Here is a 21,949-nt window from a genome sequence, read left to right as displayed (position 1 = left end):
AATGTCTGATTTTGTCATTTTCACGTTGATAGATTCACGTGACAAAGACCCTTGCTTCGAACGATGATGGGGATAATTGTAAAATTATGCGCGCGCAAATGCGCCATCGAGCGAGCAAAGCATCCCCCAAGAGGATGCTAAAAAGGCGAATGGGACACCGATAACTGAATGGGTATGGATTTCGGATCGGATAACAAGCAGTGACAGCGACAACAAAGATCGCGAACCCGCGTGATATTGCGCACAATGTGATGAAGCTGATCAGTGAATTGAACTTGCAACCAACGCCGCAGGTTTATCATGTGTTCTATAGCTATTTCGCAGAAGAAGTGCCGGAACTTAACCAGCTTGTGAAAGTTCTAATTCGCAACACTCAGGATCTTGATGAGGAAACCGTTTACCGGATTTATCACAAGTATCTGGGCTCGCATGCCATGGACAAGCATCTCAAGCTTGGGGTCGAAGGGCTTCAGGCCGCTGTTGAGCGGGTCGAAGAAGCTGTTCACTCCGTGATGCTTGAAACCGATCAGTTCTGTGGGGAACTTGATAACGCGTCGCGTCAGCTGCTGGCTGATGACATTACCCTTGATGATGCCCGCCATGTCAGTCGCAATCTTTCGGCAACAACCGATCGCGCACGCAATTGCTATGGCGATTTCAATGGCAGCCTTGAAGAATATCACAATGAAGTTCGCAGGGTCCGGACCGAGCTTGAGATGGTCCGCCGCGATGCATTGACCGATACGCTAACCGGCATTGCCAACCGCAAGAATTTCGACACGTCCCTTCGGGATGCTGTCACCACGACCATGGAATCTGGTGCGCCGCTTTCCTTGTTGATGATCGATATCGACTACTTCAAGGACTTTAATGACAATTTCGGCCACCGTGCCGGTGACGGCGTGCTAAAAGCCGTTGCGCGTGTATTGGTCAGTTCGACCAAGGGGGCGGATACCGTTGCCCGCTATGGCGGGGAAGAATTCGCAATTATCTTGCCCGATACAACGCGCGAAAATGCCGAAAAACTGGCAAACAAACTACGTGAAAACGTTTCGAACCAGCGGATCATAAACAAGAAAACCGGTAAAGATTTCGGTAGGTTAACGGTCTCTATTGGCTTGACGTCCTATCATCTAGGGGAGAATATACTTGAGTTCGTTGATCGTGCTGACGGCGCCCTTTATCAGGCGAAGCAGGACGGCAGGAACACTTGCGTATTACAATAATAAATAGCACTCGACATACTGGCTAATCAGGACGTGAATACCCAAGTCTCAGCAAATTGAGACATCCCAATTAAAGACGACGACACAGAGCAAACACAGTGTCCTGCCACGCCAATGAACAGGTTTGAGCCACTTAAAATCTCTCCTGTCATGTACAACATAAAAGTGCATAGGCTTTGCAGGGCGGAGCAACCGAATGAAGACACCCAAGAACGAACGCAAGATTGAGCTTGAACACAAGATTTTCAAAACGTTCGAAGAATGCCATTTTCAGAAGTCTGACATCTCGAATGAGGCGCTTTTTGTTCTGAAAATGGCTGAAGGATCAGTCGTGTCTTTGCCGCTGAAAGCCGTTTGCCGCGAATTTGACATTGATCCTGAATCCAAGGACGGCGATCTGATCAGCCTGATCGACAATGCGCTCAATTTCGTTAGTGTTCTGCGTCCGGGTGACAATCTGCCGCTTGAAGTTCTAACCGGCGAAGCATCGTGGGAAGTCGACGAAGAACATCAGGCGATTGCCTATAACCGTATTACCATGCAGCTCGTGACCTGGATGTCGGGGAGTGAAGAACTCATCACCGACCCGGACGAGTTGATGCAGATTGCCGAAGACCCGAACACCAAGAAAAAGATCAACCAGGCCTTTGACGAAGTCGCTGAGAAGCTCGGCCTTGGCAAAAACAACCGCGAAGAGGTTGTCAATCTGGTGCATCAGGTCGCAGATGAGCTGTCCTATATTGAAACGCTGCGTGTGCGCTATCGCAAGATCCTGATGGTCGACCGCAAGCTGCAGGAACTGCGTCGCATCTATGCGCATGAAAAAGGCGTCCTTGAAACCGTCACCCAGGCGATCCGCCTGCTTGATGACGCGAAGAAAAAGTTCGAAAACACCTTTGATGAACTGGACGCAAACACCGGCGAAATCATGTCGGTTCTGCGTAACTTCACATCCCAGCGCCAATATATCCGCAGCAAGCGTGATGACCTTTACAAGCGCCTGCGCGCTTGGCAGCCGCTGATCATGCAGTGGGAAGAACTGGAGCTTGAACGCGGTCCGATGGCTGTTCGACTGGTCAAGGAAACCTATCAGTTCCTTGCCCCGCGTTTCATGAAGGTCAAGGAGTGGCTTTTGATCACCAAGATGCAGGATGGTGTTTCAGAACAGCACAAATTCAAAGATGAAGACGAACGGATGGGTGCGCTTAAAGGCAAGATGATGCAGTGGTAGCGCTGATCCCCGCAAACAGACAAAAGGCGCGAAACATGTTTCGCGCCTTTTCTTTTTGGACCCGCCCAAACTTAATGCGGCTTTTCGCCGCTCATCGTGATCTTAAGCGCTACATGATCATCAAGGACTGTGATTGATTTCGCAGCATGTGCCGGCACGGGAACTTTTCGATCGATACAATAGGCAATCATCGCGGCCGCCAATTCCGCGCCAGATGTCGGCACAACCATCTTGTTTCCGTCATCTGCGGTGATGGTCATTTTGGCGATGACTTCTTTTCCGCGCTCTATTTCAAAACTTGAAATCTGACCTGCGGGCAAACCTTTGCCGGTTCGACGGCCATGCGCCAAAAGTGCCTTGATCAGTTCGCCATCATCAAAAACGATACAGCGTATCTCGCGCATGCCAGATCATCCTGCCAACAGTTGTATGTTTACACATGGTTACTGCATAACAACAAAACAAACATTAACGCTGCAAGAATGTGAACCTGATCCTTGTGCGGGTAGTTAGCTACTGGCGAGCCAAACGCCAACACCTATCATCAGCGTTCCCGAAATACGATTAAGCATCCGAACATTTCCGCTTTTCTCGAGGAACCGGCGCAACGATCGTCCACCGGTTGCATAAAGCGTCATGCAAATCAGTTCGGTGATCAGAATGATCGCCACCAGAACCGACAACTGCGGCGCGATCGAGTGCTCCAAACTGATAAAGGGTGGCAGCAGCGAAATCATGAAAGCCCAGCCTTTGGGGTTGGCGATCGCGGTCACGAAACCCTGTGTCGCCAATCCGGCTGCGGTTGCCGTTTTCGCCCCTTCGACTTCTGAAGAAATCGCCATGCGACCGCGCGAACGCCAAAGCTGGATACCAAGCCACGCCAGATAGCCACCGCCAACATATTTCAGAACGGCAAATACCGCCGGGTACTGCAACATGATTGCCGCCACGCCAAGTGCGGATGCCACCACAACAATGCCCACACCAACAAGTTCGCCCATCATCATCCACACCGTGCGGCGCAGGCCAATGGTCATGCCCAGGGTCAGCGCAAGTGTCATGCACATGCCGGGCGTAATGGAAACGAAAAAGGCCGTGGGGATAAACGCCCCGATCAATGAAAGGCTGATCATGGTTGGTTCCAATGGTGTCAAGTGGCGCGCGTTTTGGTTCAAGGTCCCTGACCTTAAATCAAGGCGAAACCACTATCTGATAACGCGATTTGCGACCAGCATGATTTTGGAATGGGTGAAATGTTTAGCGCAATTTTATGTAAAACCCTCCCCCTGATCTGGCCGCGTAACGGAAAGAAAAGAAGGCAGCTTTTTTCCTGCCGCTAAATTCCACCCTAAAAAGGCAGCGAAATATACAAAAATTACTTGACCTCGGCGGGCGGTCCAACGAAATTGGGGGCGTCGCCAGCAAAGACTGGCATGTAAAGCCAATTGATGAAGACCGATGACCGCAGACATTTGCAACATTGATGCATATGCCGATTGTGCCGAAGCCACCGCTTCGCGCACCATTGCGCTGTCTGCCCTAAACCTAATTCTCGGTCTCCTTGGTCTTGCAGCCCTAGGCTCGCTACGACTTACTCGCCCCTGAGCGAACCATGCCGGTCAAGGATCACAAGACATTAAGTCGATCCACTTACCGCAGCTCAGGGGAAAAAGTCGCGCCAGACGGCCCGCACTCCTTCCAGACAGAATTTACATACCGGGCAAAGCCCGTTTGATCAGGAAACAAGATAATGGCTAGTGCAAACGACAATCGCGTCATCATTTTCGACACCACCCTGCGTGATGGGGAACAGTCCCCGGGTGCTTCGATGACGCTTGATGAAAAGCTGCGTGTGGCGCATGCACTGGCGGAAATGAAGGTCGATGTTATCGAAGCGGGCTTTGCCATTGCATCGAACGGCGACTTCCAGTCCGTCAATGAAATCGCAAAACAGATCAAAGGCCCGACCATTTGTTCGCTGGCACGTGCCGCCAAGGGTGACATCGAACGCGCCGCAGAGGCGTTGGAGCCTGCTGAAAACAAGCGTATCCACACCTTCATCTCAACCAGCCCCCTGCATATGAAATACAAATTGCAGATGGAGCCGGAACGCGTTCTGGAAAAAGTGATCGAAAGCGTCACTTTGGCCCGCAAATTCACCGATGATGTTGAATGGTCCGCAGAAGACGGTTCGCGTACCGAACATGACTTCCTGTGCCGTTGCGTCGAAGCCGCCATTAATGCCGGTGCGACCACGATCAACATCCCTGACACCGTTGGCTACACGACCCCGACCGAATATGCTGATCTGATGACCATGCTGTTTAACCGCGTGCCAAACATCGATAAGGCAATCCTGTCGGTTCACTGCCACAACGATTTGGGCATGGCTGTTGCCAACTCGATCTCGGCGGTTAATGCCGGTGCCCGTCAGATCGAATGCACGATCAACGGCCTGGGCGAGCGTGCAGGTAACGCCGCACTCGAAGAAATCGTCATGGCGATCAACACCCGTAACGATGCCTTCCCGTTCACCACGGGCATTGACACCACCAAGATAATGAATGCTTCGCGTCTGGTCTCTGCGGTGTCGGGCTTTGTCGTTCAGCCGAACAAGGCAATCGTTGGCGCCAACGCATTCGCCCATGAAAGCGGCATTCACCAGGACGGCTTCCTGAAGAATTCCGAAACCTATGAAATCATGAAACCGGAAACCATTGGCTTGAACAAATCAAGCTTGGTGATGGGCAAGCATTCCGGTCGTCATGCCTTCAAGGAAAAGCTGAAAGAATTGGGCTTTGCCGATCTGGGCGATAACACCATTGAAGATGCCTTCGCGCGCTTCAAGGATCTGGCCGACAAGAAAAAAGAAGTCTATGACGACGACATCGTCGCACTCGTCGATGACGGCATGCGCGATAACGAACATATCAAATTCGTTGGCCTGACCGTTACCTGTGGCTCCAAGGGGCCGCAGACCGCGGAACTGGAGCTGTCGGTTGATGGCGAAGTCCGCACCGCCAAAACCACCGGCGATGGCCCGATTGACGCGACCTTTAACGCGATCAAGGAAATCTACCCGCATGACTGGCGCCTGAAGCTTTATCAGGTCCATGCCGTGACCGAGGGTACCGACGCGCAAGGCACCGTGACCGTCAAGCTCGACGGCGAAGACCGCACTGTTGTTGGCAATGCCTCTGACACCGATACGGTTGTTGCCTCTTGCATGGCATATGTCACTGCCGTCAACAAACTGATCGAAAAAAGCAAGAAAACCGCGCCGGATGCCATGGCATCCTGATCGGAATTCAACGCTTAAAACCAAAGAAAGGGTGGCGATTACGCCGCCCTTTTTTATTGCCTTGTTTGTCAGGCAATTTGAATTCGGCCACCAGGAAATCGACAAACAATCGCACACGGCGCGGCAATTGTTTTCGGCTTGGCATCACGACATAAAGGGCTAAAGCATCAAGCGTCACCGGACATTTGATCTGCACCAGATTGCCCTTTGCCACATCATCGACACAGCCATTGATGGGCAGGATTGCCGCTATTTCGCCAGATGCGGCCAGAATACGGGCCAATTCGAAATTGCCGGTTTTAATTGGTGCCGCCGGAAGATCACGGAAATCATACCCGCCAGATTGCAGTATCTGCGCGTGATCAAGAATAGGCAGCGCCGGCACCTCCCCGGCGCGCCATGTGTTATCTGCAAACGCATTGGGCTTGGCATAAAGCCCCATCGGCTCAAACCGTAACCGGCGGGCAATTAACCCGTCGCGCCCGGGGTTGCGACCGCGCAGTGCCAGATCATAATTTTCGCCAACCAGATCAACCAACTGATCACTGACATTCACCGTGAAATGGACGTCAGCGTAAGTTTGGCGAAACCTTTTTATCTGATCTGCCAAAATGTCCTTGGGGTAATCGACCGGAACCGAAAGCCTGATCTGTCCGGACGGTGCAGATCGTTGCGACAGATCATCTTCGCCTTGCCGCAGCAACGAAAGCGCAGATCGGCAATGCTCAAGATAGCGCTGCCCGTCATCGGTCAATGTCACCTGCCGGGTGGTCCGATGCAGCAGCCGCACCGTCAGATATTCTTCCAATGCGGCAATGCGTGCTGTGACGGTCGAACGCGGCAGCGACAAACGCCGTGCAGCACCGGCAAAACTTCCGGCATCGACGACTTCGATAAAGGTCTGAATTTGTGACAGGTTCATGCAGGTTTATCGCCTGCCGGGCTACGTATTGTCCATTTATTTCGGTTTATATGTTCAATATTACCTGTCTTTATTGAACACAGGTTCTGACCATAAGCTTCCTCATCACCCGTATTTCAGATGAGAAACCTTATGAAAACCGACAGACGTAACTTCCTTCTTTCGGGCTCTGCCGTCATGGCGGCAACCGCAACCGGCATGCTGGTCAACAGCAGCACCAGCGCCGCTGCAACAACTGGCAATGCATCACAAACCGTCGATATTTCCTGGCTGGGTGGTGCGACGATGCTAATTGATTTTGATGGTCACCGCATCCTGACCGACCCGACCTTTGGCGAGGGTGAGCAAGCCTATTTCATGGCCGACCCCAACGAAATGTTTGATCTTGCCAAAGGGCCGAATGCCCGCGACCACGCCCGCACGACACCCTTTCCGGGACTTGATTTGTCTTCGGTCGATTTGATGATCATCAGCCACATGCACGAAGATCATTTTGATCAACTGGCTGAAAAGTCCCTGCCAAAGTCCCTTCGCACCATCGTCCCGACCAATGACGCGGAAAATCTTGCTGGTAAGGGTTTCCAAAATCAGATGATCATGGATTGGGGACAGTCCACGACCATCACAACCAAAAATGGCCAAATCACCGTCACCGTGATTCCCGCGCATCATTCACCAAACCCGCAGGTCAATGCGATGCTGGGCAAAGGAAATGGCTATTGGCTGACATTCGAAACCGGGGATTGGCGTAAAGACATCTATTGGACCGGCGACACCTTCCCAACCGACGAGGTCATGGCAGCAGTCAAAACGCATGGCATACCAGATATCCTGATCCCGCATATGGGTGCGGTCGGCACAACCGGCCCACTCGGCCAAATCAGCATGGGGGCAGAACAGGTCTTGCAGATGGCAGACACCCTTGGTCAGCCCAACATCCTGCCGATCCATCACAGCACCTACCCGCTATATCTTGAGCCGGTCTCGCGCCTGATCGAGCAAACGGACTTTGCCCAAACCCGCATTGACCTGATCGCTGAAGGCAGCACAATCGCCTATAGCTAACCCAGTCGATACACACTCGCTTTCGTGTGATTATCCAGCAGGGACACAACGTGTTATGCTGTGATGGCCTCACGAAAGGGAACCGTCATGCCAAGCTTTAAAGTGAATATACCGTCACGCCTTGGATGCCTTGTTTTTGGCCTTTTGATTGCTGCTGCGGCCCCACCGGCATTTGCGGCGACATCTGGCGAGGATGTTAAGTCTGTCACAATTCCTGCCCTGCCCTATCCGCAGAGCGGGCTTCGTCAGCGATTGGCATCTGAGGGAAAGTCTGTGCCACCTGTCGATGTCAGTCTGCAGGCTGACATTCCCGGTCATTTCTATCCGCCACATGAGACTGCCGGCGGCGCGGACGTTAAACATCCCGCTGTTATCGCCCTGCCTGACTGTGACGACAGTTTCCCTGCATCCTGGGTATCCACCTTGCAAGAACAGGGTATCGGCGTTCTGGTGATTTCCCCGAACAAAGCCCATCCGTCACAGGGATATTGCACTGAAGGGTCACTTGATACCCCCAAACATGGGCTGACCTATTGGGCATTTGATGCCATTAGCGCACTGGATTATCTGGCGCGAATGGATGCAGTCGACGCAAATCGCATTGCAATCTTTGGCTATGGTTATGGTGCAGGGGCTGCGCAATTGGCGATTTATCGCAATGGGCACGCCAAGCATTTCGATCATCGCTTCAAGACACTTGTCGGGCTTCGTCCGCAATGCATGTCCGAAATGGACAATTTTGTGCCTAGTCTGTTAATCGGGGTAAAGAACGACCCGTTCAATCCTCCTGCATGGTGCCAATGGCGGATTGATCGCGACCTTCGTCCGGACCGCGAACCCGTCCGGTTTGAGTTGGTTGAGAGCGGCGAAATGATTGAAAAACAAGCGACTCGCAAAACACTCGAGATCGAGAACAGTTCAGAAGTAGTCACACTGGTGACGGAATTCCTTTCCGCAATGGGGATCGCAAAAAATATAGGTAGAAATTGAATTAATCCGCCAAGACCATAATCCTGATCATGTTTTTGACGCCTTAATTGAGGAAAATCGTGCGCCTTAATTATTCCTCAATCCCCTGCGCAGATTATTCGTGCATCGGCTTAATCCTTGCGCTATCAAAGCCGTTACATTCGCTTTCAAGATTTTACTATTAACCGGGGCATAGGGCAGGAATGTTTTCCAAGCTTCTTGGGGTTTTATCCTCCGACATGGCGGTGGATTTGGGCACCGCAAACACACTGGTTTACGTCAAGGGACGTGGCATCGTCCTGAACGAACCATCCGTGGTGGCCATTACCGACGAAAAAGGCAAAAAGCAGGTCCTTGCAGTTGGTGAAGAAGCCAAGCAGATGCTCGGTCGTACCCCGGGGTACATTCAGGCGATCCGCCCACTGCGTGACGGTGTTATTGCGGAATTCCACATCGCCGAAGAAATGATCAAACACTTCATCCGCAAGGTTCACAACCGCCGCAACTTCGCGAGCCCGGAAGTGATCATTTGCGTACCGTCCGGTTCGACCGCTGTTGAGCGCCGTGCAATTCAGGAAAGTGCTGAAAGTGCTGGCGCACGCAAGGTCTGGCTGATCGACGAACCGATGGCAGCTGCAATCGGCGCCGGTCTTCCGGTGACCGAGCCGACCGGCTCCATGGTTGTTGATATCGGCGGTGGCACCACCGAAGTTGCCGTTCTGTCGCTGGGCGGTATCGTCTATGCACGTTCGGTTCGCGTTGGTGGTGACAAGATGGACGAAGCAATCATTGCTTACATCCGTCGTACCCATAACCTTCTGGTCGGTGAAAGCACTGCCGAGCGCATCAAGAAGGAAATCGGTTCGGCCTGCGCACCGGATGATGGTGATGGCGCAACCGTTGAAATCCGTGGTCGTGACCTGATGAATGGCGTTCCGAAGGAACTGCTGATTTCTGAACGTCAGATCGCAGAAAGCCTTGCAGAGCCTGTATCGGCCATCATCGAGGCGGTTAAAGTCGCCCTTGAACAGACCCCGCCGGAACTGGCTGCTGATATCGTCGACAAGGGCATCGTCCTGACCGGCGGCGGCGCAATGCTTGGCAACCTTGATTATGTTCTGCGTCATGCAACCGGCCTTCCGGTTTCGATTGCAGATGATCCTCTTTCCTGCGTCGCACTGGGTACCGGTCGCGCGCTGGAAGAGAAAAAGATGCTGCGCAACGTTCTGCACACAGCATACTAATCAAATACCGGCTTTAAATATCATCACCGGGTCGTATCCGTACTGGACGCGACTCGGTGATTTCGTTATGGTTGAATATCCCGCTCGGGATACGAAACAACCACTTGGGAATTGCGGGGAATACATTGGCACAGCATGGCGGTCCGCAGCAGCGAATCTTTTCGCCGTTACGCACGGCGCTTCACCGCTTCGCTTTCATATTGCTGATCTTTTCGGCGTTTGGCTTAATGCTTCTGGGTAAGGCTGATACAGTTCTTATCGAACGCATTCGCGCCGCTTCTGCCGACCTTGTGTCTCCGGTCATGAATATCGTTTCCCGCCCGGCTGCCAGCATCAACGAAATTACTGACAAGATTTACAACCTCGCCAATCTGTACGAGGAAAACGAACGTCTGCGCCGCGAGAACCAGCAACTTCTTGCCTGGCAGCAGGCCGCACGTAACTTGTCGCATGAAAATGCCCGTCTGCGTGACCTTGCCCAATATACCGCACCACCGGTTCTTCACCTTGTGACATCGCGTGTGATTGCCGATATGGGCGGTGCCTATGCGCATAGCGTCATGATCTCGGCGGGTTCACGTGACGGTGTATCAAAGGGTCAGGCTGTTATTTCCGACGAAGGCCTTGTCGGGCGTGTCGCCGAAGCTGGCTATCAGGCATCGCGCGTTCTACTGATCACGGACATCAACTCCCGCGTTCCGGTAATAGTTGAAAACTCCCGCGATCGTGCATTTCTGTCGGGTGACAACACCAACCGCCCACTTCTGACCTTCCTGACGGCTGACGCCGCTGTAGCACCGGGCGATCGTATTTTGACATCAGGTCATGGTGGCGCTTTCCCGCCAGGCATTCCGATCGGTGTTGTGTCATCGGTTTCGGAAAACGCGGTGCGCGTTGCCCCGCTATTCCGTCGCCATCAACTTGAATATCTGCGCGTGGCTGATTACGGCCTGCAGGGCATCCTGAGCGATCAGCGCATCCGCCAAAGCCAGGCCCCGATCAACACCAACGACACCCAACTTTCCCCTGATATTCCGGCAGGTGTTGGTGTTGTTCCGGCTGCCCCGGCAGATGGCAGTGATGCCGCCAAACTCCAAACGCCTGCAGGGGAACTTCCGTGAAACCCGGCGTCTGGCAACGGCTGGACCTGATTGCGCGTGGTCTTTTTCCGGCATTCAGCGTCTTTGTTCTTTTGCTGATCAACCTGCTTCCGATCAGTGTGCCACTTCTGGCAACCGCCTCACCTGCGCTTTCGCTAATGGCGGTGTTTTACTGGGCAGTCAACCGCCCGGACCTTCTGACCGGGATGACGGCTTTCTTGCTTGGTTTGCTTCAGGATCTTCTGATGGGATTGCCGCTTGGCGTCAGTTCGCTGGTGCTGCTTTTGGTGCAAACCGGATCAGCAAGTCAGGGACGCTTTTTCCATAACAAGCCCTTTAGCGTCATGTGGTGGGGCTTTGCCTTGGTCGCGATCCCGGCCCTTTTGATGCAGTGGCTGATCAGCTCCGCCCTTATTGGCGCCCTGCTTCCGATCAAGGCAACATTGATCAGTTATGTTTTGACCGCTGTTCTGTTTCCCATCGTTGCATGGGTTCTTGCACGTGCACAGAACACACTACTGCGCTATGTATAGGCCAGATTTTCGACGTACTTTCGCGTGTAAAATTGATGTTTTGGCAACGCCTATCGGCTATGCTTGAACATGATGGTTTTCAAGCCCTGTGAACACGGTTAGAACGGGCAAGAACCAGTAAATATTGGCCATCGGCCACCGACTTAAGACAGGTATCCCACGCCCATGTGGCATCGCGACTCAGACAGGTTCAGAATGTTCACCCGACGCGCCCTTATGCTGGGTGCTGGCAAGGGTGTTTTGCTGACCGGTTTGGCTGCGCGGATGTATTACCTGCAGGTGCTTGAAAGCGACCGCTATCGCACTCTGGCCGATGAAAACCGAATTTCCCACCGCTTGCTGCCGCCACCGCGTGGATTGGTCACGGACCGATTTGGCGCGCCCTTGGCTGTGAACCGGCAGAACTATCACATCATGATCGTGCGCGAACAGACACCTGATGTCCGCCGCACGCTTGAAATCCTTGACGAGATTATCGAACTCGGCCCCGAGACCATCGAGCGTGTTGAACGTGATGTGGCACGCAGGCGTTCATTCGTCCCCGTTACGGTTCGTGACAATCTGACATGGGATGAAGTGGCACGCGTTGGCGTCAACGCACCCGACCTGCCCGGCCTGATCATTGATGCCGGTCGATCCCGTGACTATCCCGAAGGCCCGCATCTTGCCCATACACTGGGTTATGTCGCCGCCGTTTCAGAAAAAGAACTGACAGGCGATCCGTTACTGGAATTGCCGGGCTTTACCATCGGCAAAAACGGTGTCGAGAAAGTCTATGACCTTGCCCTGCGTGGCAAGGCGGGCACCAGCCAGGTCGAAGTAAACGCCCTTGGTCGCGTCATTCGTGAACTGGAACGCGAAGAAGGTGAAAGCGGCAATACGGTTGTGATGACCCTTGATCTGGAATTGCAGCGCTTTGCCAACCAGCGCCTTTCAGAACAACAAAGTGCGTCTGCCGTCGTCATGGACATCCATAACGGTGAAGTCCTGGCGCTGTCATCGCACCCGACCTATGACCCGAATGCCTTCACCAACGGCATTTCGCACAAGCTTTGGAACAGTCTGGTCAACAACCCCTATGCCCCGCTTTCCAACAAGGCGGTAAACGGCACCTACTCGCCGGGTTCGACCTTTAAGATGTGCGTGGCTTTGGCCGGTCTTGAAGCCGGGATCATCACCCCGGGCCAACGTTACTTCTGCAACGGTCATCTTGATCTGGGCAATGCGCGTTTCCACTGCTGGAAACGTGGCGGCCATGGCTGGATGAACATGCATGACTCGATCAAGCATTCCTGCGATGTCTATTTCTATGAAATCTCGCAAAAGATCGGCATCGACCGTATTGCTGCCATGGCGCACAAGCTTGGCCTTGGCGAAGATACCGGCATTGATTTGCCCAACGAACGAAGCGGCCTGATCCCGACCAAGGACTGGAAGGAAATCCAGCTTGGAAAACGTTGGCAAGGCGGTGAGACCCTGATTGCCTCGATCGGTCAGGGCTATGTTCTTGCGACCCCGCTTCAGCTTTGCACCATGACCGCACGTCTGGCATCGGGCAAAGCCGTTCGCCCGCATCTAACGCGCGATCTTGTGACACCAGAAGGTGTCAAAAGCCGCGAGGCCGAAGAATTCCCGGAACTTCAGGTCAGCCGTGCCAATCTTGCGCGCATCCGCGAAAGCATGAATGGCGTGTCCAACGAATTGCGCGGCACCGGTTACGGATCGCGCATCAAGATCAAGGGCATGGAACTGGCGGGCAAAAGTGGTACCAGCCAAGTACGCCGTATCACCATGCGCGAACGCCAAACCACCGGCGTTCTGGACAACGATGAATTGCCATGGAAGTTCCGCGACCATGCACTGTTCGTCGCCTTTGCCCCGGTCGATAACCCGCGTTATGCCTGCGCGGTTGTTGTCGAACATGGCGGCGGCGGATCAAGCGTTGCCGGACCGATTGTCCGCGACCTTCTGCAAAAGGCACAGGAACTGCAATCAGCCCGTCAGGGTATTTCTGCGGCCAACCTGCCAACCAGCGCCCAGCTTCGCCCGAATGCCCGCAATGACGAGAATGAGGGCTAATCCATGGCCATGAGCAAGTTCCGCATTGGTGAAGATCCAGACTACGTTCCAATTGGCCGGCGTTTGTTGCTGTTGAACTGGACGCTGGTTCTGTTGATCGCAGCCCTTTCGGGCATTGGCTTTGCCATGCTGTATTCTGCCGCCAACGGATCGCTCCAACCATGGGCCGAACGCCAGATGATGCGTTTTGCAGTTGGTGCAGCGCTTATGATCATCATTGCTGTCACTGACATCCGAATATGGCTGAAGCTTGCCTATTTCTCCTACTTCGTTGCCCTTGTTTTGCTGGTCGGCGTGGAGATCAAGGGTGACATCGGCATGGGCGCGCAACGCTGGATCAATCTTGGTTTCTTCCAGCTACAACCTTCCGAGTTGATGAAAATCTCGCTTGTGCTGGCACTTGCGCGTTACTTCCATGGTTTGACGGTTGAAGAAGCCGGGCGCATCCCGCTTCTGATCCCGCCGCTTTTGATGGTACTGGCGCCGGCCGCACTTGTTTTGCGCCAGCCTGACCTTGGCACGGCGTTGCTTCTGATTGCTGGTGGCGGCGTGATTTTCTGGCTTGCCGGTGTGCGGGTTTGGAAATTCGGCCTTATCCTTGGCGGGGCTTTAGCCGCCATTCCGATTGGTTGGCAGTTCCTGCGTGATTATCAAAAGAACCGTGTTCTGACCTTCCTGAACCCGGAAAATGATCCACTGGGTGCTGGCTATCACATTACCCAGTCAAAGATTGCGCTTGGGTCTGGAGGCCTGTTTGGCAAGGGCTTCATGCTGGGTTCGCAAAGCCATCTGAACTTCCTGCCGGAAAAGCAGACCGACTTTATCTTTACCATGCTGGGCGAGGAATTCGGTCTGGTTGGCGGGCTTGCCCTTTTGGCCTTGTACGCGCTTGTGATCACCTATGGCTATGTGATCGCGCTTCGTTGCAACAACCAGTTTGGCCGCCTTGTGGCCATTGGCGTGACCTCGACCTTCTTCCTTTATGTCTTCATCAATATCGCCATGGTGATGGGTTTGATCCCGGTCGTTGGCGTGCCGTTGCCGTTGGTGTCTTATGGCGGGACGGTGATGATGACCATTTTGGTTAGCTTTGGCTTGTTGATGAGCGTCTCGATCCATCGTGATATCCGAATATCACGACAGGGCAATGACGACGGACGCACTTAAGGCTGCACGCGACTTTACGTCTCGCAGATCAATCATCTACTGACTGTTTGGAAATCTTGCAGCCCGGGCTTCGCCTACGGCATCAGGCGTCAGGCATCAAACGGGAATACGTTTGTATGCTCGCCAAGCGTATTCATATCCGCAAGCCTGCACCGGTTACGCCCACCTTCCTTCGCCGCATAAAGTGCCGCATCGGCAATCGAATAAAGCGCGTCTGAAATGTCCATATTGGCGCGCGATTTCAATGCTTCAAACTGATGGATCACATCCTTGTCGAAGGCTTTGACACCTTCTGATGACGGAAGGCCCGCGACACCGAAGCTTGATGTGAATGAAAGCTTGCTACCGCCAAAATCAACACTGGTTTGTTCAAATGCAACCCGCAGACGTTCGGCAAGTTTCATCGCACCGTCAAGTTCTTCGCCCGGCAGAAGGACTGCGAATTCTTCGCCGCCCAAACGGGCTGGCATATCAATGGCACGCAGGGTCGCGCGCATGACCTTGCCAAGCTCGACCAAAACAGCATCGCCTGCCTGATGGCCATAAGTATCGTTGAATGCCTTGAACCGATCAATATCGAGCAGAATGATCGATACTGGCGTTTCACGACGACGCCACAGCGATATGGCTTCTTCAAACCGACCCAGAAATGCACGACGGTTCGGAAGCCCGGTCAGCGGATCGGTGGATGCCAGAACTTCAAGCCGCTGCATCGCATCGTTAAGCTCACGTGTGCGCTGCTCAACACGCTCTTCCAGATGCACGTTTGCATCCTGCAGTTCATCGCGTGCACGACGAAGCTGCCCGATCTGTCCCCGGATCATGCCAAACAAACCAACCGTGACCGATCCCAAAAGCTGAACTTCATCGTCATGGCGGTGATAAGGCGGCATTTCCAACGGACGGTTTGCATCGGTTGGATCAGATTTGATCAGATAGTTGCTAAGCTTCACCAACGGGCGGGAAAACACAAAATAGCTCATGGCGGCAAAGGCAATTGCCATCATGACTGCAAGAACCATCGTCGCCAGAAATGACCATGAAAGACGGGTCATATAGGCAGAAACGTAAACCTGCGGATTAAGGTCAATGACCAACTCGCCCATGGTTGTCGCAGGCTTCACTCCCGGATCACGCACGGGGATCGAGATGGTCTGAAGACCACCAAACATCTTTTCAGCCCAACGAGACGTCGGTATCTCGCCAGCTGGACGTTCAAGCTCATAGAAGATGCCGTCTTCGGCATTGGTCAACATAACCCGGGCAATCGACCGGTTGTTGAGCATGCCACGCGCCATGACTTCGGCAAGTTCAAGGTCGTGACGTTCAAGAACCTGGGTCGCAACGGGAACGGTCGAGGAAATCAGGCGCTGATTGCCCTGGTGATAAATGCCTTCGATCCATTCGTAATCCTGATAACCGCGGATCGCGACAATGAGCAGCCCAAGACCAACAGCAAGGAACAACGAGTATTTAAGTTGTCGGGCAGCAATCGTACTTCCCAATCGAAGGCCGGTAAGCGCATCACCTTGCGTTTCATCAGATTGCTTCACCAACCGCGTCTACCTCATCTTCATCGCCTTAATTCAGGAAGGTTTCGGTCCAATTCTTCCCGATCGCTTTTCGGCTGCAATCCAAAATGATACTCAGCCCCGGGGGACGAATTAGCAATACTAAACCGGGAAAAATCGATCCTACTCCAATCCCTGCTCAGCAAAACATCTTCGAAATAGTCTAGATTTTCCCGTGTCACCGCTTCCATCCTGAATGATATCTCGTGATTTTCTTTCAGGAATTCAACACCGTTGATGTAATCATGCAGCAGAACCATCACCCACGCGCCAGCAAAGAAATGCCCCCCATGGGTCAAGGTCATTTTGCCTTCTTTAACGTTCTGAAGCCCGGCTGAAGACCAGTTCAATCCGCCGACAAAAACGTTCTTGCCCGGCACCCTACCTGCTTCTTCAAGGGCTGCGATTGCGCCAAGTGCGATATCATCATTTGCCGCCCAAACCGCATCGACACATTCACCGCGTTCAAGCCAGGCTGCGGTTTGACGATATGCTTCATCATATGACCAATTGGCGACCAGACGACGGCGTTCGCGCAGAACCGGATAACGGCTAAGCGCGTGATCAAGCCCGTCCAGGCGTTGCAGGGATGCAGGTGTTTTACGGTCCCCGGCAATTGAAAGAAGGCATAAGGTTCTGGGAAGATGATCGTTGTTGGCCAAGCGCGCCCCATCAATCAAGGACGTTGCGATGTCATATCCGGCGCGCTCGTTATCGGGTGTAAGCGTCAAGATCCAGTTTTTGATGTCACGACCGGGATAGCCGTATGTGTCTTTTTGTTCCTTGGTGAGGTCATTGAGCAACATGATCACGGGTATGCCGCGCTCTTGCGCTTCAAGAATAATGCGCGTGCCCTGCTGATGCTCGTTCACGGCGATGATGTAATCGGGGGGCGGATCAAGTGCGAAAACCTTTTCCGCACTTTCGATCATCATTTTCCAGTCGCGATCACTGTCAAAAACAATCAGGTCGAAGCCAAACTGATCGGCTGCGGCCTGCATTGTGTCGCGCACGTCTTTCCAGAAACCCTTGGTGCCATAACCGGGATTGATGAAGGCCACACGAATATCGGCCTTATCTCCTGCTGTGTCCGCAGCATAAACAGGCATTGCCGCCACGCTAAACAGAAGCGTGCAGACGAGCAACCGCAACAGATGAAATCGCAAATTCCGTTCCCCGAAGATAAGTCTGGAAATAACCAAAACGGTCACCCCAACCACGTACAACCCAACTATCTAATTTAATCAGAAAGGTCAAATCATGGGGCGATGCACGTTCAACATGCGATCCGGTGACAGTAGCACGAAAGATGCATTTTTTTGCTGCGCGCACATGTGATGAACGTTTGCGTTCCAACCTTTTTGTGTTTCTTGACGACCGCGCCAACCTGTTGGTTACAATGCCTTTGGCAGCGTCGACGTTACGGAGAACCTGATTGTGCCCGGCTTAATGCACGCGCCAACTCTTCGTTGGTCATGTTTGCTCGGTTCTCGATGCCTTTTTGCTGGGCCAGATGATACAGGTCATCACGACGCCACTTGTCATAGGTAGGCGACAGATGTTTGTGATGGGTCGACGTTTCCCGTTCAATCTCGCCAGAGAGTTTTCTAAAGCTCGCCACTCTTGCCTCCTTTATGGGACGGTCACAAGCGATTCCGGCATACTTCTTTCCCACGGAAGTACAGATGCCGTAACATTTCATTTAGGTGACAAAGACGCGATTTCTATTCCCCTCCAGGCAATTTCCACGTGGCTTGCCCCTAAACCCCCATGTCACAACGAAAAAAATACGACCAATTCATGTTGTTTGACGCACTGGTTGGAAGAATTGAAACAACGTGCACGACATTCAAGAGTGATCCACAGCCGCAACGGGGCAATCGCGATCTCCCAAAGCAAAAGAGCAGCTCTTTCGAGTTGCCCTGTTCTTTAGTCGAACGCTGGAACCCTGAACATATGCCGTTCAGGCAAGTGCTTCTTGCATCTCGGCGATTGTGTCTTTCGCAAGTTTATCAAGTTCTTCGATACGGCTTGCCAGCTCGTCCCCCATATCACCGTCAAAGGTTTCAAGTGCGCGTGCGGCATCTGCCAGTTTCTGACCCGCCATATTTGCAGCCATTCCCTTGATCGTGTGCGCGGCGCGGCGCAATGCTTCGGGGTCTTTGTTGTTGGCAGCTTCAACCAACCGGCCACGTTCTTCCTGATAAGAAGCAGGCAGCAAACCTACAAGCATCAAAAGCTGTTCCTTGCCAAGCGCGGCACATACTTCGTCAAACCGTGACCGATCAATCAATTCCATTCGTGTCTCTTCTTCTTGTGAGGCTTCTACAGTATCTGATTTCTCGTCAACTTCCTCAACCAAAACCGTTTTGGCCAAAAGCTCGCCATCTGCATCGTCATTTTCGACATCAAAAGTTGCCTCTGTCGCGTGGGCAGTTTTTTGCGGTTCACCCACGCCTGTCTGCGCACTGTCATCATTGCTTGGTAGCTCAATTTCCGTGGCGTGCTTGGCTGTTTTGGCCTCGATCTGGTTTCTTTCTTTTTTACGCAAGAACCGCCGCAAAGTTCCGTAAAGCTTGCGTTCCTCGACCGGTTTGGTCAGGACTTCATCCATGCCCGCGGCCAGGAAATCACGATGACGATCGATAAAAGCATCGGCCGTCAGACAGATGATCGGAATGCGAACACCGCCGTTGAAACGTTCGAGCTCACGGATGTGGCGGGTTGCGCCTTCCCCGTCAAGAATTGGCATATGTGCATCCATCAGGATGAGGTCAAACTCGCCATCGCGGAACGCATGCACCGCATCACGACCATTGGGGACAATGTAAATCTCAACCCCATGGCGTTTAAGCATCCCGCCAACCACATTGGCATTGATCTCGTTATCTTCGACAACAAGAACGCGCGCACCGCTCAAAACCGTATCTGTTGCATCACTGATGTCATCGGCATGGCCAACTACATGCCCCTCGGTAAGATCGGCCTTGAACGGAATCCAGACATCAAATCTTGTTCCGCGCCGCTCAACAGAACTGACCGTCATCTTCCCGCCCATCAACTCGGTCAAGCTATAGGCAATTGAAAGCCCAAGCCCCGTCCCACCATATTGGCGCATGGTGGAATTATCGGCCTGTGTGAACGGAGCAAAGATCATTTTCAGGCGGTCTTCTGAAATCCCGATGCCGGTATCAATCACGGCGAAATGGAAAAGAACTTCGCCATCACGCAGCGCCCGAACATCTTCAAGGTTCGCCGGGCGGTCTTCGACCTTTCGGACCTCGAGACGCACCGAGCCCTTATTGGTAAATTTGACCGCATTGGACATCAGGTTCCACAGGATCTGGCGCAGCCGCACCTCGTCACCGGTGAACATCAGATTGTTCAAGGATATGTCATCGCAAACCACCGATATGTTTTTCTCGCGGGCGACGGAACCAACAATCCGTTGCAGGTCATAGGTGATGTCAGACGGATAAAACTGGCGGTTTTCCAACTCGACCCGGCCAGCTTCGATCTTGCTCATATCAAGGATGTCATTAAGCAATTCCATCAGGGCACGGCCCGAAGACAAGATGCCATTGACCCGTTCCATCTGGGTCTTGTTCAACCCGCTTTCACGAAGCAATTGCGCAAGCCCCAAGACACCGTTCAATGGCGTTCTGATTTCATGGCTCATGGTTGCCAAAAATTCGCTTTTGGCCGAGCTCGCCTGATAGGAATGGCGGAAGTGATGGCGCATCGAAAACAGCATATAGCCCAGAACCATCGTGTAACTCAGGACACGCGACGGCAGGATAAAGCTTGCGGCCAATTCAGACCCGTCGGGGGCCAGATAGAAAAGTGCGAAATGGTTAAACACACCAATCATCATTGGCACACACAGCATACCTTCAAGCCATGATCGACGGACAAAGCAGCGCACCAAATAACCACCCGCCCCCATTAGGGCCATGACGAGCGTTGGCATCAGGATCAGGGTTGAGATGTCCTGAAATGCGTACCCAAAACCAAATTCGATATCGGGCAGGAAATAGGTCGGCACAAACATCGATATCGACCCGATGACAAACACCACCGTGGTCGCAAGAATGACCTGTTCCTGAACGAAAATCTGATCTTCCTTGTTGGCGTAATGCCAACTGAGCACAAACATCAAGGCTGCGATAAGACGGGTTACCAGCACCAGAATGCCGGTGAATGTGCCCAATGCTTGTTCGCTTCCCAAAAGCGCCTCCGCGCCAAGCAATCGGGGCATGCCAAACAAATCGCCCAGCAACAACAAACCCATCATAATGATCAGGCAAACATATTGCGCCTTACGGGTCAGCTCATAGACCATCCAGCCAATGGCAATGGTCAGAAGTGCGACAACTTCGACCATCACGACGACGGGAAAGGCCACATCGCGCACGGCTTCATCAGGCAGGGATGCGTAGTAAAGAAATAGCGGCGTGATAAACAGGAATGCAGTCAGGGTAAAACCTGCATAAGCCAATAAGCGGAGCATATATCAGCTGTCCCCCGACATCGATCAGGGCGTTAGCTGCCCCGACTTGGTACTGCGCACTCTTTTAAAACCAGCTCGGCCCACTTGACGGTTTCGGCATCAATCGATTGCATGTGTCGGTATTTTTCGAACTGACTGGCAATCAAACTAAGCCGTTCCAAAAAGGCAGGTGGTTGCTCCAAGCTCAGAAGCTGTTCGGCAAGTGGGTCAAAGGCGGCGTTTTGGAATTCAAGTGACAGGCTGATCCTTGGCTCATTGGCGTGGCCACTTGCCCGGCCGCCCCAATGATACAAATCCTGTCGCCACCCCATAACGGCACCCGGTCCTGCGGGCAGCGCTCTGACATCCTGCAAAGCAACATCTTCTGGTTTAGAAACAGGTAAAGCATAACACTTTTCGAAAGAACGCGGCAATACGTACATGCATCCGTTGTCTGGCGTCGCATCACTTAGCGGCACCCAAAGCGACAAACTGATCAGCATGTCATCGCCAATTGCACTTTCGCCCTGATAATCGCGGTGCGGTGGCCATCCGCGTCCACCATCACGCGGATCAACATGCCAGGCCCAAAAATGCGGCAAAAGCCCGATCCGATCCGCCAAAAAGTGGCTCAACAGCGGGCGCAAACGGCGGAAAACGTCCCATGCTTCGTCGTAAAGATAAATCAGTGATGGTGACAGACCATTGGCAACCAGTGCTTCAATACCTGATCGCAACTTTGCCAATTCATCTGTCGGCAATACATCACGCAGCAGGAAGTACCCTTCATCCCAAAACCGGTCAGACAGACGACCACCATCAAAGCCGCCGTCATCCGCACCGATTTCGACGACGTCAGATGCGATCTGATCGGGTGCGGAAATGTGCAATTGCGGATTAAGCTGTTGCCAGACCTCGATCGAGGTGGCTTTTTTCGGTGTGATCATCGACAAATGTCCGGTATTGAAGTTGGCCGGACGATACGCAGCACCAAGCACGATGGCAAGTCTGCAACGCACCTGCCTGAATTGCTTTGATCGCGTGACACCCAT

18 protein-coding genes are annotated in these 21,949 nt (G+C 53.0%); 10 read left to right on the top strand and 8 right to left on the bottom strand.

The window, feature by feature from the left end; translation table 11 throughout:
* Positions 1-200 precede the first annotated feature (200 nt).
* Together ACMZ66_RS14670 and ACMZ66_RS14665 are read left to right on the top strand one after the other, a co-directional pair.
* A complete protein-coding gene (locus ACMZ66_RS14670) occupies positions 201-1,226 on the top strand; it encodes a GGDEF domain-containing protein (protein WP_416938142.1) in 1,026 nt (341 codons plus the stop codon).
* Between the two features lie 196 nt (positions 1,227-1,422).
* A complete protein-coding gene (locus tag ACMZ66_RS14665) occupies positions 1,423-2,457 on the top strand; it encodes a hypothetical protein (protein WP_416938140.1) in 1,035 nt (344 codons plus the stop codon).
* A 71-nt stretch (positions 2,458-2,528) separates the two neighbouring features.
* Here the strand turns inward: ACMZ66_RS14665 and ACMZ66_RS14660 are convergent, their stop codons facing one another.
* Both ACMZ66_RS14660 and ACMZ66_RS14655 read right to left on the bottom strand, forming a co-directional pair.
* Positions 2,529-2,861 carry a hypothetical protein gene (locus tag ACMZ66_RS14660; RefSeq protein WP_416938138.1) on the bottom strand — a complete coding sequence of 111 codons (333 nt, stop codon included), beginning with the start codon at positions 2,859-2,861 and terminating at the stop codon, positions 2,529-2,531.
* Positions 2,862-2,966: 105 nt separating this feature from the next.
* The gene (locus ACMZ66_RS14655) at positions 2,967-3,590 is read right to left on the bottom strand and encodes a LysE family translocator (protein ID WP_416938136.1); all 624 of its coding nucleotides are present in this window, start codon (positions 3,588-3,590) and stop codon (positions 2,967-2,969) included.
* A gap of 617 nt (positions 3,591-4,207) precedes the next feature.
* On the opposite strand from ACMZ66_RS14655, the gene ACMZ66_RS14650 reads away from it, so the two are divergent.
* Complete coding sequence (locus ACMZ66_RS14650; protein WP_416938134.1) at positions 4,208-5,758, top strand: 2-isopropylmalate synthase; 1,551 nt, start codon at positions 4,208-4,210, stop codon at positions 5,756-5,758.
* A 7-nt stretch (positions 5,759-5,765) separates the two neighbouring features.
* Here the strand turns inward: ACMZ66_RS14650 and ACMZ66_RS14645 are convergent, their stop codons facing one another.
* On the bottom strand, positions 5,766-6,680 hold the full coding sequence (locus tag ACMZ66_RS14645; protein ID WP_416938132.1) for a LysR family transcriptional regulator: 915 nt from the start codon (positions 6,678-6,680) through the stop codon (positions 5,766-5,768).
* A gap of 132 nt (positions 6,681-6,812) precedes the next feature.
* Between ACMZ66_RS14645 and ACMZ66_RS14640 the strand changes: the two genes are divergently transcribed.
* The 7 genes from ACMZ66_RS14640 (at position 6,813) to rodA (ending at position 14,837) form a co-directional block, all read left to right on the top strand.
* Entirely contained in the window at positions 6,813-7,745 is a 933-nt protein-coding gene (locus tag ACMZ66_RS14640; protein ID WP_416938130.1) for an MBL fold metallo-hydrolase, read from the top strand.
* Between the two features lie 87 nt (positions 7,746-7,832).
* The gene (locus ACMZ66_RS14635; RefSeq protein WP_416938128.1) at positions 7,833-8,735 is read left to right on the top strand and encodes a dienelactone hydrolase family protein; all 903 of its coding nucleotides are present in this window, start codon (positions 7,833-7,835) and stop codon (positions 8,733-8,735) included.
* Between the two features lie 182 nt (positions 8,736-8,917).
* Positions 8,918-9,958 carry a rod shape-determining protein gene (locus ACMZ66_RS14630; RefSeq protein WP_008892088.1) on the top strand — a complete coding sequence of 347 codons (1,041 nt, stop codon included), beginning with the start codon at positions 8,918-8,920 and terminating at the stop codon, positions 9,956-9,958.
* Between the two features lie 71 nt (positions 9,959-10,029).
* Entirely contained in the window at positions 10,030-11,079 is a 1,050-nt protein-coding gene (gene mreC / locus ACMZ66_RS14625; RefSeq protein WP_416938127.1) for a rod shape-determining protein MreC, read from the top strand.
* Positions 11,076-11,591: a rod shape-determining protein MreD gene (gene mreD / locus ACMZ66_RS14620; protein WP_416938125.1), complete on the top strand. Its 516-nt coding sequence runs from the start codon at positions 11,076-11,078 to the stop codon at positions 11,589-11,591. Before mreC ends, mreD begins: the two co-directional genes overlap by 4 nt.
* 195 nt (positions 11,592-11,786) lie before the next feature.
* Entirely contained in the window at positions 11,787-13,670 is a 1,884-nt protein-coding gene (gene mrdA, locus ACMZ66_RS14615; protein ID WP_416938123.1) for a penicillin-binding protein 2, read from the top strand.
* Positions 13,671-13,673: 3 nt separating this feature from the next.
* Entirely contained in the window at positions 13,674-14,837 is a 1,164-nt protein-coding gene (rodA, locus tag ACMZ66_RS14610) for a rod shape-determining protein RodA (RefSeq protein WP_416938121.1), read from the top strand.
* Positions 14,838-14,926: 89 nt separating this feature from the next.
* Here rodA and ACMZ66_RS14605 read toward each other — a convergent pair whose 3' ends face one another.
* The 5 genes from ACMZ66_RS14605 to ACMZ66_RS14585 form a co-directional block, all read right to left on the bottom strand.
* Positions 14,927-16,390 (bottom strand): GGDEF domain-containing protein, encoded by a 1,464-nt coding sequence (locus ACMZ66_RS14605; RefSeq protein WP_416938119.1) that lies wholly within the window; start codon positions 16,388-16,390, stop codon positions 14,927-14,929.
* A gap of 20 nt (positions 16,391-16,410) precedes the next feature.
* Positions 16,411-17,574: an ABC transporter substrate-binding protein gene (locus ACMZ66_RS14600; protein WP_416938117.1), complete on the bottom strand. Its 1,164-nt coding sequence runs from the start codon at positions 17,572-17,574 to the stop codon at positions 16,411-16,413.
* 254 nt (positions 17,575-17,828) lie between these two features.
* Positions 17,829-18,029: a hypothetical protein gene (locus tag ACMZ66_RS14595; protein ID WP_416938115.1), complete on the bottom strand. Its 201-nt coding sequence runs from the start codon at positions 18,027-18,029 to the stop codon at positions 17,829-17,831.
* Positions 18,030-18,371: 342 nt separating this feature from the next.
* Positions 18,372-20,918: an ATP-binding protein gene (locus ACMZ66_RS14590; RefSeq protein WP_416938114.1), complete on the bottom strand. Its 2,547-nt coding sequence runs from the start codon at positions 20,916-20,918 to the stop codon at positions 18,372-18,374.
* Between the two features lie 32 nt (positions 20,919-20,950).
* The gene (locus ACMZ66_RS14585) at positions 20,951-21,916 is read right to left on the bottom strand and encodes a phytanoyl-CoA dioxygenase family protein (RefSeq protein ID WP_416938112.1); all 966 of its coding nucleotides are present in this window, start codon (positions 21,914-21,916) and stop codon (positions 20,951-20,953) included.
* Between the last annotated feature and the right edge of the window lie 33 nt (positions 21,917-21,949).

It is taken from the genome of Thalassospira sp. (assembly GCF_048059015.1).
In the GTDB taxonomy this organism is placed as follows: domain Bacteria; phylum Pseudomonadota; class Alphaproteobacteria; order Rhodospirillales; family Thalassospiraceae; genus Thalassospira.
The sequence above is the reverse complement of the archived record's forward strand: the minus strand, read 5'-3'. Positions and strand labels throughout refer to the sequence as shown.